Source organism: Streptomyces sp. NPDC000880 (assembly GCF_053599675.1).
Genome location: NZ_JBSFMS010000026.1, coordinates 52,453 through 66,478, shown reverse-complemented (window position 1 = coordinate 66,478; position 14,026 = coordinate 52,453). Strand labels below are relative to the sequence as shown.

General features: G+C 71.3%; 13 protein-coding genes and 2 pseudogenes. 7 read left to right on the top strand and 8 right to left on the bottom strand.

All coding sequences use genetic code 11. The features are described 5' to 3' along the window. Nucleotides 1-46 precede the first annotated feature (46 nt). Genes efeB through ACWDO5_RS11960 form a run of 3 tightly spaced genes read left to right on the top strand, consistent with a single transcriptional unit; the run spans nucleotide 47 to nucleotide 3,036 of the window. Nucleotides 47-1,174, top strand: coding sequence for an iron uptake transporter deferrochelatase/peroxidase subunit (gene efeB, locus ACWDO5_RS11970; protein WP_450530179.1), 1,128 nt, complete (start codon nucleotides 47-49; stop codon nucleotides 1,172-1,174). A 25-nt stretch (nucleotides 1,175-1,199) separates the two neighbouring features. Then, entirely contained in the window at nucleotides 1,200-2,168 is a 969-nt protein-coding gene (gene efeU, locus ACWDO5_RS11965) for an iron uptake transporter permease EfeU (RefSeq protein WP_450530178.1), read from the top strand. Further along, a complete protein-coding gene (locus ACWDO5_RS11960) occupies nucleotides 2,086-3,036 on the top strand; it encodes a hypothetical protein (RefSeq protein WP_450530177.1) in 951 nt (316 codons plus the stop codon). Before efeU ends, ACWDO5_RS11960 begins: the two co-directional genes overlap by 83 nt. Nucleotides 3,037-3,257: 221 nt before the next feature. Here the strand turns inward: ACWDO5_RS11960 and ACWDO5_RS11955 are convergent, their stop codons facing one another. From ACWDO5_RS11955 to ACWDO5_RS11945, 3 genes are all read right to left on the bottom strand, one after another. Further along, nucleotides 3,258-4,010 (bottom strand): bifunctional DNA primase/polymerase, encoded by a 753-nt coding sequence (locus ACWDO5_RS11955; protein ID WP_450530176.1) that lies wholly within the window; start codon nucleotides 4,008-4,010, stop codon nucleotides 3,258-3,260. Nucleotides 4,011-4,102: 92 nt separating this feature from the next. Continuing rightward, nucleotides 4,103-4,708: a TetR/AcrR family transcriptional regulator gene (locus ACWDO5_RS11950; protein WP_450530175.1), complete on the bottom strand. Its 606-nt coding sequence runs from the start codon at nucleotides 4,706-4,708 to the stop codon at nucleotides 4,103-4,105. Nucleotides 4,709-4,796: 88 nt separating this feature from the next. Continuing rightward, nucleotides 4,797-5,801: a small ribosomal subunit Rsm22 family protein gene (locus tag ACWDO5_RS11945; RefSeq protein ID WP_450530174.1), complete on the bottom strand. Its 1,005-nt coding sequence runs from the start codon at nucleotides 5,799-5,801 to the stop codon at nucleotides 4,797-4,799. 128 nt (nucleotides 5,802-5,929) lie between these two features. Between ACWDO5_RS11945 and ACWDO5_RS11940 the strand changes: the two genes are divergently transcribed. Beyond that, nucleotides 5,930-7,249: a hypothetical protein gene (locus ACWDO5_RS11940; protein WP_450530173.1), complete on the top strand. Its 1,320-nt coding sequence runs from the start codon at nucleotides 5,930-5,932 to the stop codon at nucleotides 7,247-7,249. Between the two features lie 23 nt (nucleotides 7,250-7,272). Here the strand turns inward: ACWDO5_RS11940 and ACWDO5_RS11935 are convergent, their stop codons facing one another. After that, nucleotides 7,273-8,625 (bottom strand): Bcr/CflA family multidrug efflux MFS transporter, encoded by a 1,353-nt coding sequence (locus ACWDO5_RS11935; protein WP_450530172.1) that lies wholly within the window; start codon nucleotides 8,623-8,625, stop codon nucleotides 7,273-7,275. Between the two features lie 82 nt (nucleotides 8,626-8,707). Between ACWDO5_RS11935 and ACWDO5_RS11930 the strand changes: the two genes are divergently transcribed. Beyond that, on the top strand, nucleotides 8,708-9,712 hold the full coding sequence (locus ACWDO5_RS11930) for a Gfo/Idh/MocA family protein (protein WP_450530171.1): 1,005 nt from the start codon (nucleotides 8,708-8,710) through the stop codon (nucleotides 9,710-9,712). Here the strand turns inward: ACWDO5_RS11930 and ACWDO5_RS11925 are convergent. Next, nucleotides 9,699-10,277: pseudogene (locus tag ACWDO5_RS11925) on the bottom strand (alkaline phosphatase D family protein); the annotation flags it as partial. The gene ACWDO5_RS11930 and the pseudogene ACWDO5_RS11925 sit on opposite strands and share 14 nt — an antisense overlap. A gap of 48 nt (nucleotides 10,278-10,325) precedes the next feature. On the opposite strand from ACWDO5_RS11925, the gene ACWDO5_RS11920 reads away from it, so the two are divergent. Further along, complete coding sequence (locus ACWDO5_RS11920; protein WP_450530170.1) at nucleotides 10,326-11,075, top strand: SDR family oxidoreductase; 750 nt, start codon at nucleotides 10,326-10,328, stop codon at nucleotides 11,073-11,075. A 24-nt stretch (nucleotides 11,076-11,099) separates the two neighbouring features. Here the strand turns inward: ACWDO5_RS11920 and ACWDO5_RS11915 are convergent. Both ACWDO5_RS11915 and ACWDO5_RS11910 read right to left on the bottom strand, forming a co-directional pair. After that, nucleotides 11,100-11,504: pseudogene (locus ACWDO5_RS11915) on the bottom strand (aldo/keto reductase); the annotation flags it as partial. Then, entirely contained in the window at nucleotides 11,404-12,651 is a 1,248-nt protein-coding gene (locus tag ACWDO5_RS11910; RefSeq protein WP_450530169.1) for an MFS transporter, read from the bottom strand. The pseudogene ACWDO5_RS11915 and the gene ACWDO5_RS11910, both read right to left, overlap by 101 nt. Before the next feature lie 82 nt (nucleotides 12,652-12,733). On the opposite strand from ACWDO5_RS11910, the gene ACWDO5_RS11905 reads away from it, so the two are divergent. After that, nucleotides 12,734-13,654 (top strand): helix-turn-helix domain-containing protein, encoded by a 921-nt coding sequence (locus ACWDO5_RS11905; RefSeq protein ID WP_450530184.1) that lies wholly within the window; start codon nucleotides 12,734-12,736, stop codon nucleotides 13,652-13,654. Here ACWDO5_RS11905 and ACWDO5_RS11900 read toward each other — a convergent pair. After that, complete coding sequence (locus ACWDO5_RS11900; protein WP_450530168.1) at nucleotides 13,651-13,974, bottom strand: nuclear transport factor 2 family protein; 324 nt, start codon at nucleotides 13,972-13,974, stop codon at nucleotides 13,651-13,653. The two genes, ACWDO5_RS11905 and ACWDO5_RS11900, sit on opposite strands and share 4 nt — an antisense overlap. Nucleotides 13,975-14,026 lie beyond the last annotated feature (52 nt).

Here is a 14,026-nt window from a genome sequence, read left to right as displayed (position 1 = left end):
AGCAGCCTCATGGCACCCTCGCGGTCTGCGGACAGTTCCTCAGAGAGTGAGTGCTGTGCCCGCGGCCGCGAGCGGCGCGGCCGTCCCCTTCCACGGCGCGCACCAGGCGGGCATCGCCACCGCCGTCCAGGACCGGCTGCACTTCGCGACCTTCGACGTGAAGACGGCGGACCGCGCCGAGCTGATCCAGTTGCTCAGGGACTGGACGCGGGCGGCCGAGCGGATGACGGCCGGGCAGGCTGTCGGCGAGGGCGCCTACGGAGGTCTCGCCGAGGCGCCGCCGGACGACACCGGCGAGGCGCTCGGCCTCAAGCCGTCCCGGCTCACGCTGACCATCGGCTTCGGCCCGTCCCTGTTCGCCAAGGGCCGCTTCGGCCTTGAGGGCAAGCGCCCCGACGCCCTTGTCGATCTGCCGAAGTTCCCCGGCGACAATCTCGATCCGGCACGCAGCGACGGCGACTTGTGCGTACAGGCCTGCGCGGACGACCCGCAGGTCGCGGTGCACGCGATCCGTAACCTCGCCCGGATCGGCTTCGGCAAGGTCGCGGTCCGCTGGTCGCAGCTGGGCTTCGGCAAGACCTCGTCGACGACGCCCGACGCGCAGACCCCGCGCAACATGATGGGCTTCAAGGACGGCACCCGGAACATCGCCGGGACGGACACGGCGGAGCTCGACAAGCATGTCTGGGTGTCTCAGAAGGACGGTCCGGCCTGGATGACGGGCGGCTCGTACCTCGTCGCGCGCCGGATCCGGATGAACATCGAGACCTGGGACCGAACTTCGCTGAAGGAGCAGGAGGACATCTTCGGCCGGGACAAGGGCGAGGGCGCCGCGGTCGGCAAGGCCAAGGAACGCGACGAGCCGTTCCTGCCGGCGATGCTGCCGACCGCCCATGTGCGGCTCGCGCACCCGGACACCAACGGCGGCGCGAAGATGCTGCGCCGCGGCTACTCCTTCACCGACGGCACGGACGGCCTGGGCCGCCTGGACGCGGGGCTGTTCTTCCTCGCGTACCAGCGCGACGTCCACAAGGGATTCGTCCCGGTGCAGCGTTCCCTCGCTGCGAGCGACGTCCTCAACGAATACATCCAGCACGTGGGTTCGGCGCTGTTCGCCATCCCGCCGGGCGTCCGGGACACGGACGACTGGTGGGGCCGGGCGCTGTTCTCCTGACTCGCCCGCACGGAAAGGACCCGAGGTGTTCGGAAACATCCTCATCGGCCTGCGCGAAGGCCTCGAAGCCAGCCTGGTCGTCTGCATCCTGATCGCGTATCTGGTCAAGACCGGGCGACGGGACGCACTGCGTCCGATCTGGATCGGCATCGGGATCGCGGTCGCGATCTCGTTCGGGTTCGGCTTCGCGCTCGAATACGGCTCGCAGGAGCTGACGTTCGAGGCGCAGGAACTGCTCGGCGGCTCGCTGTCGATCCTCGCGGTTTGCCTGGTGACCTGGATGGTCTTCTGGATGCGGCGCACCGCGCGGCATCTGAAGTCCGAGCTGCACGGCAAGCTGGACGCCGCGCTGCAGATGGGTACGGGCGCGCTCGTCGCGACCGCCTTCCTGGCGGTGGGGCGCGAGGGCCTGGAGACGGCGCTGTTCGTCTGGGCGTCGGTCCGCGCGGCCACCGACGAGAGCGGCAGCACGCAGACGCCGCTGATCGGCGTACTGCTCGGCATCGCCACCGCGATCCTGCTGGGCTGGCTGTTCTACCGGGGCGCGCTGCGGATCAACCTGGCCAAGTTCTTCACCTGGACCGGCGGCATGCTGGTCGTCGTGGCGGCCGGTGTGCTGGCGTACGGCGTCCACGACCTGCAGGAGGCCCGCTTCCTGGGCGGTCTGGCGGACAAGGCCTTCAACATCAGCACGACGATCCCGCCGGACACCTGGTACGGCACGCTGCTGAAGGGCGTCTTCAACTTCCAGCCCGACCCGACCGTCCTCCAGGTCACGGTGTGGGCGCTGTATCTGGTCCCGACGCTCGGGCTGTTCCTGGCCCCGGTAGGGTTCGGACGGTCAGTGGGGGTCAAGGAGCAGAAGGCAACCGATGAGAAGGCTGAGTCGGGCGGCGACAGGGCTCGCGGCGATGACAGTGCTGTGTCTGACGGCGAGCGGGTGCGTGACGGTGCACGGGGAGCTGGAGGTCGTACCGTCGGCGACGAAGTCTGAGGCCGCGCAGGCGCTCAAGGACTTCACCGACGCGTACAACGAGGCCGACAAGGCCTACGATCCGGCCCTGGACGCGGCCCATGTCACCGGTGCGCTCGGCGCGATCAACCAGGCCGGTCTCAAGGCGCGCAGCGTCAACTACCCGGACGGCAACCCGCAACACGTGCCGCTGGAGCTGACGGACGCGAAGTTCACCATCCCGAAGAAGGCCGGCTGGCCGCGGTTCTTCCTCGCGGACGTCGACTCCAACCGCGACCAGGACAAGGGCGCTCTGGACAACCGCTGGGTGCTGGTCTTCGTGCGCAACGGCGCGGACCAGTTGTGGGAGGCGGCGTATCTGACGATCCTGTCCCCCAGCCGGATCCCGGCCCTGAAGACCGACAAGGACGGCTGGGCGGAGCCGGTCGCGCCGGACAGCGCCGCGCTGGCGGTCGCTCCGCGCGATCTGAGCGAGGAGTACTCCTCGTACATGCAAAACGGCACGCCGGCGCACTTCAAGGACGGTCCGCACACCTCGGGCTGGCGCGCGTCCCGCCAGAAGGACTCGAATCTGCCGGGGATGTCCACGCAGTACATCGACCAGCCGCTGGACTCCGACGACTTCGCGCCGCTCGGCCTTGTCACCGAGGACGGCAACGCGCTGGTCTTCTTCGCCGTGCGCAACTACGAACGGCAGACCGCCGCGAAGGGTGTACGGCTGCAGGTCACCCCGGATGTGAAGGCGCTGCTGACGGGCGAGGTGAAGTCCACGGTCACCAAGGAGCGGGTCTCCAGCCAGGCGGTGACGGTGCCGACGGGCGCCGGGGGCAGCGGAAAGGTCGATGTGCTGGGCCGGCTGACGGGTCTGACGTCGGCGAAGGGGTCTTAGCGGTACGGGAGTTGAACGCGTCCCTTCCGACCTGGGGGCAAGCCCCCCAGACCCCCGTACGCCCTTCGGGCGCTGTCCTCAATCGCCGGACAGGCTGAAATTTCCGCCCGTCCGGCGGAAATCAAGCCCGTCCGGCCGGACTTTCAAGCCCCGTGGGGGTCCCCCGGACGAAGTCTGGGGGAGTTTGGAGGGGCGGAGTCCCGGGTTCGGGAAGACGCGGCCTAACGACCCAGCGGCCAGGCCACCTCGTGCCGGTCCAAGCCCTCCACCCCGCCCGCCCACTTCGCGCACGCGTCCGTCAGCGTCTCAAGCAGCGTCAGCGGGTCCGGCAGCGGATGCTCGGGCCCGCGCACCCAGGCCACCTCGAGCTCACCGGGCAGCTGAGCCGGCGGTACGAGGACATAGCTGCCGCGACAGTGCCAGCGCAGCCCCGGATGCTCGTCCATCGTCTCGGGGTGGCAGTCCAGCTCGCAGGGCCACCACTCGTCCTCGTCCTCGGGGGTGCCGCGGGTGGCGGTGAAGAACAGCATCCGGTCGCTGCCGGACTCGGCGACGGGGCCGACCTCGATGCCCCGTTCCAGCAGCCGGGCAAGCGCGCTGCGGCCGGCTTCCAGGGGAACGTCGAGTACGTCGTGGACCATGCCGGTCGCGGTGATGAAGTTCGCCTCCGGCTGGCCCTCCGCCCAGCGCTGGATCTGAGCGGAGTCGCTCGTGGACTGCGTCTGCCAGGCGAAGGAAACAGGGTGCCTGCCGGGCGTCGGACAGCCGATGCGCTCACAGGAACATCGGTAGGAAACGGGGTACGCGGCAGGCGCGAGCGGCAGTCCCGCAGCGGCGGCAGCCAGCAGCAGAGTCTCGCGGCGGGAGTCGTCGGCGTCGGTGTTCTTGGGGCGCCGGCGCAGCCACTGGGGCAGCCGGCTCTCCCGGGACAGCCTGCTCTCCGTGCCGCGGTAGCGGCCGATACCGTCGCCCATCTATCCCCTCACACCTCACGTTCGCCCCCGGCGGACTCTGCCATGGTCCCACCTTCCCGGGCGCGGGGTGGCCGCACCCCCCGATCCGGTGATCAGGGCCGTGGTGCGAGGCCGTGCAGTGCGTACTCGACGATCGCGTCCGCGTAGTCGTGAGTGAGCGGGAGCGTGCGCAGCAGCCAGCGGTGGGTGAGGGGTCCGGTGAACAGTTCCAGGGCGATACGGAGGTCGATGCCGGCGCGTACGCCCCCGGTGTCCTGGGCGGCCCGCAGCCGCTTCACGTACAGCTGGAGCTGCGGTTCGAGGAGCTTCTCGACGAACTGCGCGCCCAGCTCGGGGTTGACCACGCCCTCGGCGGTGAGCGCACGGGAGGGGCCGTCGTAGGCGGGGCTGTTCAGCTCGTCGACCGTGGCCCGCAGCACGAGTTTGAGGTCGCCTTCGAGGTCGCCGGTGTCGGGGATCTCGCTCTCGCCCTCGGACGCCTGCTCGGCGAGGTCGAGGAAGGCCTCGAGCAGGACCGCGGCCTTGGAGGGCCACCAGCGGTAGATCGTCTGCTTGCCGACGCCGGCGCGGGCTGCGATGCCCTCGATGGTGGTCTTGGCGTAGCCGACCTCGCCGACGAGAGCGAGAGCGGCGTCGTAGATGGCACGGCGGGAGCGCTCGCTGCGGCGGCTGGAGTCGGGGGCCTTGGTCTCGGTCATGACGTCAATCTACCAACGGGAAGAGCCGAGACGTATCGTCTCGTACGGGGTGAAGTGGCGGCGGACGAACGGCGGAGCGGTGGCCCTGTCACCCGCCGGCGGCGTCCGGCGGCCACGCGTCGCCCCACTCCGTGTCCCGCGCCGCCTTGTACAGCGGGCCCTGGCGCTTGGTCACCGTTTCGCGGCGGAGTTCCTGCGGCTCTGTGCACAGGTCGAGCAGGACGAGGCCCTTGCGGATCTGCGGTTTGCGGGTGACCCGGGCGGGGGCCGGTGTGGCCGGGAAACGGACCGCCGCGACATAGCTGAACTTCTCGTCCTCGTACGGCAATGAGCCGCCCTTCACCTGGCGGTGCAGCGAGGAGCGGCTGACCCGGGCCGCGAAGTGGCACCAGTCCGAGCCCGGCTCGATGGGGCAGGCGGCGCTGTGCGGGCAGGGCGCGGCGACCGTCAGACCCGCCGCGATCAGGCGGTCGCGGGCATCGATCACGCGGGCATAGCCGTCGGGGGTGCCGGGTTCGACGATCACGACGGCCTGGGCGGCGCGGGCCGCCTCCGTGACAACGGCCGCGCGGTCCTTGGCGGTGAGCTCCTTGAGGACGTACGACACCGTGACGAGATCAGTGCTCTCGATACGGAGCGCCGAGCTGATCCGGGAGCGCTGCCACTGCGCCGCGCGCAGCGCGGGCACCCCCGATGCGGCGGCCAGTTCACGGCCCAGTGCCAGCGCGGGCTCGGCCCAGTCCAGCACGGTCGTGCGCGGGGCGTCCTCCTCCCAGGCCTCCGCGACCGCCCAGCTCGCCGCGCCCGTCCCGCCACCGATGTCCGTGTGCGTGGCCGGGACCCACTCGGGGGCCGCGGCCCGCAGATCGGCGAGCGCGGACCGCACCGCCTCGAAGGTCGCGGGCATCCGGTACGCGGCGTACGCGGCGACGTCGGAGCGGTCCCGCAGCACGGGCACGTCGGTCGGGGTGGTCCCCCGGTAGTTGGCGATCAGCCGCTCGACGGCCTGCGCCGCCTGCGTGGGCGGCAGTCCGGCCAGCAGATCGGCCAGGGCGCTGCGCAGGACTTCCGCGGTGGGGAGGGTGGCGTTCACCGACAAATTCTAGGCACGGAATCGGGACGGAACAGCGACGGGATCGAACTCCTGGCAGCGCGGCGGCGGTTGCTACGCTGACGGCCGTCGCCGCACACGGAACGTGGCGCACCGCTCACGGGGGGACCATGAGACAGAGGGTCGTGCGCGTGGCCCTGGTGGCCGGGGTGATGGTGCTGGCGCTGCTGCTCCTGCTGAGCATGTGCGGCGGCGGCGAGGGCGGCCGGGCCGCCGACGACAAGCCCCCGGGGCCGGCCCGGCACAGCGCGGCGCCCCTGACCCGGCTCACCGTCCCGTCCGCGTACGACACCTCGCAGGGCTGGGAGATCTCCAACGCGTCCCAGCAGTACGCGATCGCGCAGGACAGCGGCCTCATCGGCTATCTGGAGCGGGTCGACGACGAACGGTTCCGGCTGCGGACCCTGAACGCCGCGACCGGCAGGCCCGGCTGGACAGGACTGCCCTGGCATCCGCCGGCGTCCGCCGACCAGTTCCCGCGGCTGCTGTCCGTCGCCAAGGACGGCCGCGAGTACTTCGCGACCTGGTCGTACGGCAGGGCGGGCGAGGACGCCCTGACGACGGCGGACACCTTCGTCGCGCTCGATCTGTACGACGTCACGGACGGCTCCCGGCAGCGGGTCGAGGTCCCGTGGCCCGCCCCGCCGACCGTATCGGGCACCGGCCCCGGCGTCCTCATCAGCGACGGCCGCACCAGGAGCACGGTCGTCGACCCGCTGACAGACGAGGTCACGCAGGTGCCGGAGACCGCGCTCGGTTACCCCAGAGGCTGCACGGGCTGCCGCCGCCTCACCGAGGTCCGCGGGGTCACCGACAAGGGCCTGCTGCTGAGCGGCGACCCGGGCTTCTGGGTCCGCGGCGGCTGGTACAGCCGGAACCTGGCCCCGGCCCGTACCGACCCCGCGTCCGGCGTGCCGACCTCGGTCGCCCCTGGCTACGTACTGGCCAAGTGGCAGCCCGCGAAGGGCAGCAAAGACGCTGGTACGTACGACATCTGGGCAGTGCACGACACGGCCGCCGGAAAGCCGCTGGTGCAAGTGCGCTGCCACAAGCCCGCGATCGAGCCGGGCGAGTATCCACAGGCGGTGCTCGCGCCCGAGGGCGGCTATCTGATCGCCGGGAATCTGGCCTTCGACCTGGAGCAGCGCAAGGCGTACTGCTTCGAGCAGTCGGACGGATCGAAGCCGTTGACTCTGACGACGGTGACCGACTCCGGCACGGCGTACGGCGCGACGAGCGCCCGCAGCCCGGCGGACGCGCTGGCCGGCGGCGGCGCCCCGATCGAGCTGGATCTGGCCACCGCGGTGCCCCAGGCGCTGCCCCCCAATGCGCGGCTGCCGGGCGCGGAGACCGCGGGGGTGGGGATCTTCAGCTGGACGGATACGAAGGACCGGCTGCATCTGATCGGTTACCCGCGTCGCGAGCAGTAGCGGGGAACCGTAGGGGGTCCGTGTCAGACGGCCTCGGCGCGCCGCTGCCAGGGACGGCACAGCGCGAGGAAGCAGCCCATCGCGGCCAGTGCGCAGGTCAGTTGGACCACGGCCATCGGGACGGCCGTCGCCTCGCCCGCGATCCCGACGAGCGGTGAGGCGACCGCCCCGATGAGGAACGAGGACGTGCCGATCAGCGCGGACGCGGAGCCGGCGGCGTGCGGGGTGCGCATCAGGGCCAGGGCGTTGGTGTTCGGCATGGCCAGGCCCATCGCGGACATCAGCACGAAGAGACCGGCCGCGACGGGAAGCAGGCCCACCTTCCCGAACACGCCCGCCGTCATCAGCAGCAGCGCGGCCGCGGCCAGCGTGATCACACCGAGCCCGAAGCCGAGCGCCTTGTCCAGGCTGACCCGGCCCACCAGCAGCCTGCCGTTGATCTGGCCGACGGCGATCAGGCCGATGGAGTTGACGCCGAAGAGCAGGCTGAAGGTCTGCGGCGATGCGCCGTAGATCTCCTGCACCACGAACGGCGACGCGGAGATGTACGCGAAGAGCGCGGCGAAGGCGAGCCCGCCGGTGAGCATGTAGCCGGTGAAGACCCGGTCGCCAAGCAGTGCGCGCATGGTGCGCAGGGCTTCGCCGACGCCGCCGCTGTGCCGCTTCTCCCGCGGCAGCGTCTCGTGCAGCCACTTCACCACCACGAGCGTGAGCACGATGCCGACGGCGGTGAGGACGACGAAGATGCCGCGCCAGTCGGTGATCCGCAGCACCTGTCCGCCGATCAGCGGCGCAATGATCGGCGCGACGCCGGAGATGAGCATCAGCGTGGAGAAGAACCGGGCCATCTCCACGCCGTCGTACAGATCGCGGACCACCGCCCGCGCGATGACGATGCCGGCCGCGCCCGCGAGTCCCTGGAGCAGCCGGAAGCCGATCAGCAGTTCGGCGGTGGGGGCAAGCGCGCAGATCGCGGTGGCGGCGACGTACACGATCATGCCGATGAGCAGCGGGCGGCGACGTCCCCATCGGTCGCTCATCGGGCCGACGACGAGCTGGCCGAGCGCCATGCCCGCCAGGCACGCGGTCAGCGTGAGCTGGACGGTCGCGGCGGGCGAGCGGAGGGAGTCGGTGACCGCGGGCAGCGCCGGGAGGTACATGTCCATGGAGAGCGGCGGCACGGCGGTGAGGCCGCCCAGGACGAGGGTGACCAGGAAGCCGACACGGCGGGCTGCCGCGAGGGGTGCCTGGTCGGCCGCGGCCAGGCGTGGCGGGTCGGCCGCCACAGGTGCGGGGCGGGCCGACGTCACGAGTGCCGGGTCGGCGGCCGGTATGTGTCCTTCGGTGCTGGTCTGGCCGCTGTCCGGCTTTGGCATTGCGTCTCCATGTCCTTGAATCCCTCCCTATGCTCTCAGCTCGTCCGGAGTGGTCGAGACCTATTTGTGAGGCGGGGCTGGGATGAGCGGGATCGTGCGGTGGGGTGTGCTGGCGACCGGCGGTATAGCCGCGGCGTTCACGGCGGAGCTGCAGGCGATGCCGGACGCCGAGGTGGTGGCGGTGGCATCGCGTACGGAAGCGTCCGCCAAGGCGTTCGCGGATCGGTTCGGCATCGCTCGGGCGTACGGCAACTGGGCCTCGCTCGCCGCCGACGAGGACGTCGATGTGGTGTACGTCGCAACGCCGCACTCCGCGCACCGGGCAGTGGCCGGGCTCTGCCTGGAGGCCGGAAAGGCGGTGCTGTGCGAGAAGCCGTTCACGCTGAACGTGCGGGAGGCCGAAGAGCTGGTCTCGCTGGCCCGCGAGTGCGAGCTCTTCCTCATGGAGGCCATGTGGATGTACTGCAATCCCCTCGTGCGACGGCTCGCCGCGCTCGTCGGGGACGGCGCGATCGGTGAAGTACGCACTGTGCAGGCCGACTTCGGCCTCGCCGGCCCCTTCGCGCCGGACCACCGGCTGCGCGACCCGGCACTCGGCGGCGGCGCGCTGCTCGACCTCGGCGTATACCCGGTCTCGTTCGCACAGCTGCTGCTCGGCGAGCCCGACCGCGTACAGGCCGACGCACTGCTCTCCCCCGAGGGCGTGGATCTGAACACCGGCATGCTGCTGGGCTGGTCGCAGTCGGGGGCGACGGCGCTGCTGTCCTGCTCGGTCACGGCGGCCACCCCGGTGACGGCTTCGGTGACCGGCACGGCCGGCCGTATAGATCTTCCGCAGGGCTTCTTCTTCCCGGACCGTTTCGTACTGCACCGCGAAGGCGGCCACGAGCCGGAGGAGTTCACCGCCGAGGGGCGGCGGGACAGCCTCCAGTACGAGGCGGCCGAGGTGATGCGGTGTCTGCGGGCGGGCGAGACGCAGTCGCCGCTGGTTCCGCTGGACGGCAGCCTCGCCGTGATGCGGACGCTCGACGCGGTACGGGACCGCGTCGGCGTCCGCTACCCGGGCGAATTGGTCACACAGGCCTGAGCCCCGGGTCGCCGGCCTCGGTCACGAATGACGCGGCCGTGATGATCGGCGCGCCCGGCGTCGTGACGGCGCTGACCGTCTTGAAGTCGGCGCGCGCCTGCTGTTCGCCGAGGGTGACGGTCACATAGCCGCGGCGGCCGTTGTAGAACTTCATGTGCGGATTGGCGGCCCTCAGGGTGTCGTAGTTGGCGGGCCGCTCCTCGCCGTCCTTGCCGCTGGTGATGGAGGTGGCGACGATCTCGGTGCCGACGACGGGCGAGGCGGAATCGTTGAAGTCGCGCCTCAGGTCGTACGCGTAACCGCGGTGCACATCGCCGGTGAAGACCATCAGGTTCTCGATGCCGGCCGCCGCCGCGCCGTCCAGAACGCGCCCGCGGGAGGCCGCGTAACCGTCCCAGGCGTCCATGCTCACCTTGTACGGCGTGGTCGGGACGTCGCGCCGCTGCGCGAAGGTGACCTGCTGCGGCACCACGTTCCAGCGGGCACGGGAGCTCTTCCAGCCGTCGAGCAGCCAGCGCTCCTGGGCCGCTCCGGTCAGGGTGCGCGACGGGTCCCCGGACTCCGGTCGGCCGGATGAGCTCCGCGTACAGGTACGCGACTACGCTGCGCGTTCATGAACGCAGTTGCGAGGGTTGCCGTGGTGACGGGAGCGGGCTCGGGCATCGGCCGGAGCGTGGCGCTGACGCTGGCAGGGGCGGGCTGGGCTGTGGTCCTGGCGGGGCGACGCGCCGAGGCGCTGGAGGAAACGGCGTCGCTGGCGGGTGGGGACGTGCTCTGCGTCCCCACTGATGTGACGTCACCGACGGATGTCACCACGCTGTTCGCCACCGTGCGCGAGCGCCACGGCGGTGTTGGCCTGCTGTTCAACAACGCGGGAACGTCCGGCCCCCGGGTCCGCTTCGAGGACATCTCCTACGAGCAGTGGCGCTCGGTGGTGGACGTCAATCTGACAGGCGCTTTCCTGTGCGCGCAGGCGGCCTTTCGCATGATGAAGGACCAGTCCCCCCAGGGCGGCCGGATCATCAACAACGGCTCGATCTCGGCGCATGTGCCCCGCCCGCACTCGGCTCCGTACACGTCGACGAAGCACGCGATCACGGGCCTGACGAAGTCGCTGTCACTGGACGGGAGGGCTTACGGAATCGCGTGCGGCCAGATCGACATCGGCAACGCGGCGACGGAGATGACGCAGCGCATGCGGGCAGGGATCCTGCAGGCGAACGGGGAGGTGGTGGTGGAGCCGGTGATGGACGCGGCGGATGTGGGGCGGACGGTGCTCCATATGGCGGAACTGCCGCTGGAGGCGAATGTGCAGTTCGTGACGGTGATGGCGACGGGGATGCCGTATATCGGCCGGGGGTGAGGTTCGGGGGCACGGGGCGCGGGGGTCGGTGCCGAGGCGGCCCAGCGATGCGGTGAGGGCGCGACGTACGTACCCGGGCGACGCGTCGCTCCCGGTCAGCGTACGGGTCTCCGCGTCGAAGCGGTTGCCCCACTTCGTGGCGATGACCGCCTCGTCACGGCGGCCCGCGAGCGCCCGCCCGAGCACCCGCTCGCTGTGCCCCGCCCCGTACACATCCGCCGTGTCGAAGAAGATCACCCCCAGTTCCAGCGCCCTTCGGATCGCGGCGACGGACTCCTCGTCGTCGACCGCGCCCCACCCCAGCGGGTTGCCGCCGGCGTCCTGCCACTCACCGCCGATCGCCCAGCATCCGAAGCCGAGCGCGCCGACCTCGATCCCGCTGTGAAGTCCCAGTGTCCTGTTCCCGGTGGTGTTGCTGATGGCGTCCATGTGCGCGCACGCTACGAGTTGGAGCACACACCAAGGCAAGGGCCGCGACCGCCGCCGTGACGAGGAACGCGGCGCGCAGACCGTGCGCTTCGGCGTACGCACCGAGCAGCGCGGGCCCGGCGATCGTCCCGAGCCCCAGGAAGAAGACGGTGACGCTGAACCCGGCGGAGGGCCGCTCGGGGAAGACCCGGTAGCTCCACACCGCGAGGACCCCGGACCCGGCCATGAAGCACGGCCCGTACAGCACCGCGGAGACGGCGACCGCGGAGAGCGAGCCGGGGGCGGCGCCGAGCAGGGCGACCGCGGCGGCGATGCCGGCGAACAGTGCGGCGTGGACGCGGCGCAGGCCGTAGCGGGCGATCGCGTGGCCGGTCAGGGCGCCCGCGGTGCCGGCCAGTCCCATCAGGGACCAGAACAGCGGCGCGGTGGCGGAGCCGGTGCCGGCGGCGTCGGTGACCGCCTCCACGGCGAAGGACCAGTAGACGGCGCCGACGAGGCCGTACACCACGGCGGTGAGCAGCAGCGGCAGCGCGCTTCGGCGGTAACCCGGCCGCCCTGAGGTCTTGGCCTTCCTGCCCGAACCCCGGGGCAGGACACGGGCGTTGTACCCGCTTGCGGCCAGCGCGGCGAGCGCGAAGACCAGCCATGCGTACCGCCAGCCGGTGCCGCGCGCGAGCAGCGCCAGCGGTCCCGCGACGACGACGGCGAAGGCCGTGCCGCCGGCGATCGTGCCCATGACCTGCTCACGCCGCCCGACCGGAACCATCCGGTCGACCGCGTCGGAGTACGGGGCCCAGGCCCAGCCGGAACTCGTACCGGCCAGGATCAGCCCGGTGACCAGCAGCCCTGGCCCCTGGGCGAGCGCGACCAGCCCCATGCCGACGGCCGCGGAGAGCCCGCCTGCGAGCACCAGGGGCCGCGGCCCGAAGCGCGCGACGAGGACGCCGACCAGCAGGAGCGCGGCGAGGTATCCCGCGTAGGTGGCGCTGCCGATGAGACCGACCAGGGAGACGGAGAGGCCGAACTCGTCCCGCAACTCGGGGAGGAAGAGTCCGTACCCGTAGCGCGCGAAGCCGAACGTCACGCCGATCGCCGAGACGCCGGCGAGCGCCAGCCGGCCGGGCGCGGTAAGTGGGTTGATAGCCATGGACCCACCATCCGACCTGCGGCTTCGCCGCACCATTGGCGTAAACGTCAGCTTCCCCTAGATTTACGCCATGGAGCTTCGTGTGGCGGTGACCCTGCTGGAGGAGACCTCCCTGTTCGAGCTGGCCGTGCCGTGCGCGGTGTTCGCGGGCGAGGGATACGACCTGGTGCTGTGCGCCACCGCCCCGGGCGGCGCGCAGCGCGCGCCCGGCGGTCTGCAACTGGCCGCCGAGCACGGACTCGACGCCCTGCGCGAGGCGGATCTGATCGTGGTCCCGGCCTGCATGATGAACGGCTACGAGCCGCCCGCCGCGCTCCTCGACGCCCTGCGCGAGGCGCACGCCCGCGGGGCACGCATCGCCTCGCTCTGCTCGGGCGCGTTCGTGCTGGCCGCGGCGGGCCTGTTGGACGGCCGTACTGCGGCGACCCACTGGATGTACGCGCAGGAGCTGCACCGCCGCTACCCGTATGTACGCGTCGACGACCGTTCCCTGTACGTCGACGACGGCTCGATCCTCACCAGCGCGGGCACCGCCGCCGCGATCGACCTGTGCCTGCACATCGTGCGCGGCGACTACGGCACGGCAGCGGCGGCGGAAGTCGGCCGCCGGATGGTCGTCGCCCCGCACCGAGAGGGCGACCAGACGCAGTACGCGCCGCCGCGCACCCCGGCGCCGCCGCGGGCGGAGGGCCTGGCGCCGGTGCTGGACTGGGCGGTGGCCAGGCTCCACCGGCCGCTCACGATCGCGGAGTTGGCGTCACGGGCCGGGATGAGTACGCGTACGTTCGGCCGCCACTTCGCACACGAGGTCGGCGTGACCCCGCTGAAGTGGCTCAACCAGCAGCGTCTCGCGCGGGCGCGCGAACTGCTGGAGACGACGGACCTGCCGGTGGACACGGTGGCGGAGCGCAGCGGTCTGGGCAGCGGGGACAGTCTGCGCCAGCACTTCCACCGGGCACTGGCGACGACCCCGGCGGCGTACAGGCGCACGTTCCGGGCTTAGGCCTGCCCGGTCTCGAAGCGGCCGACCTTCCCGTCATCGACGATGAACTTCCAGGCGGTACGCATCTCGCCCCAGGTGTCGTTGTGGTACCGGGCGACCAGGCTCAGCCCGTCGGCGGACTGCGACTCGACCTCCATGTGCCCGCGCGAGGAGAAGATCTCGCGGTCGGTCCAGTCGTCGAGGTCACGATCGCTGCCGTCGTCGGACATGGTGGCGCCGGGCGTGAGGGCGGCCTGAAAACTTTCGCGGTCATTGGCGTTGAGCGCGCCGACGAAGGCGCGTACGGCGGGTTCGGTGAGCCGGTCCACAGAAATGGTCATGGCGGTGTCCACGGTCTTTCGGTACGGGCGGTCGGTACGGCCAGGAACCCCT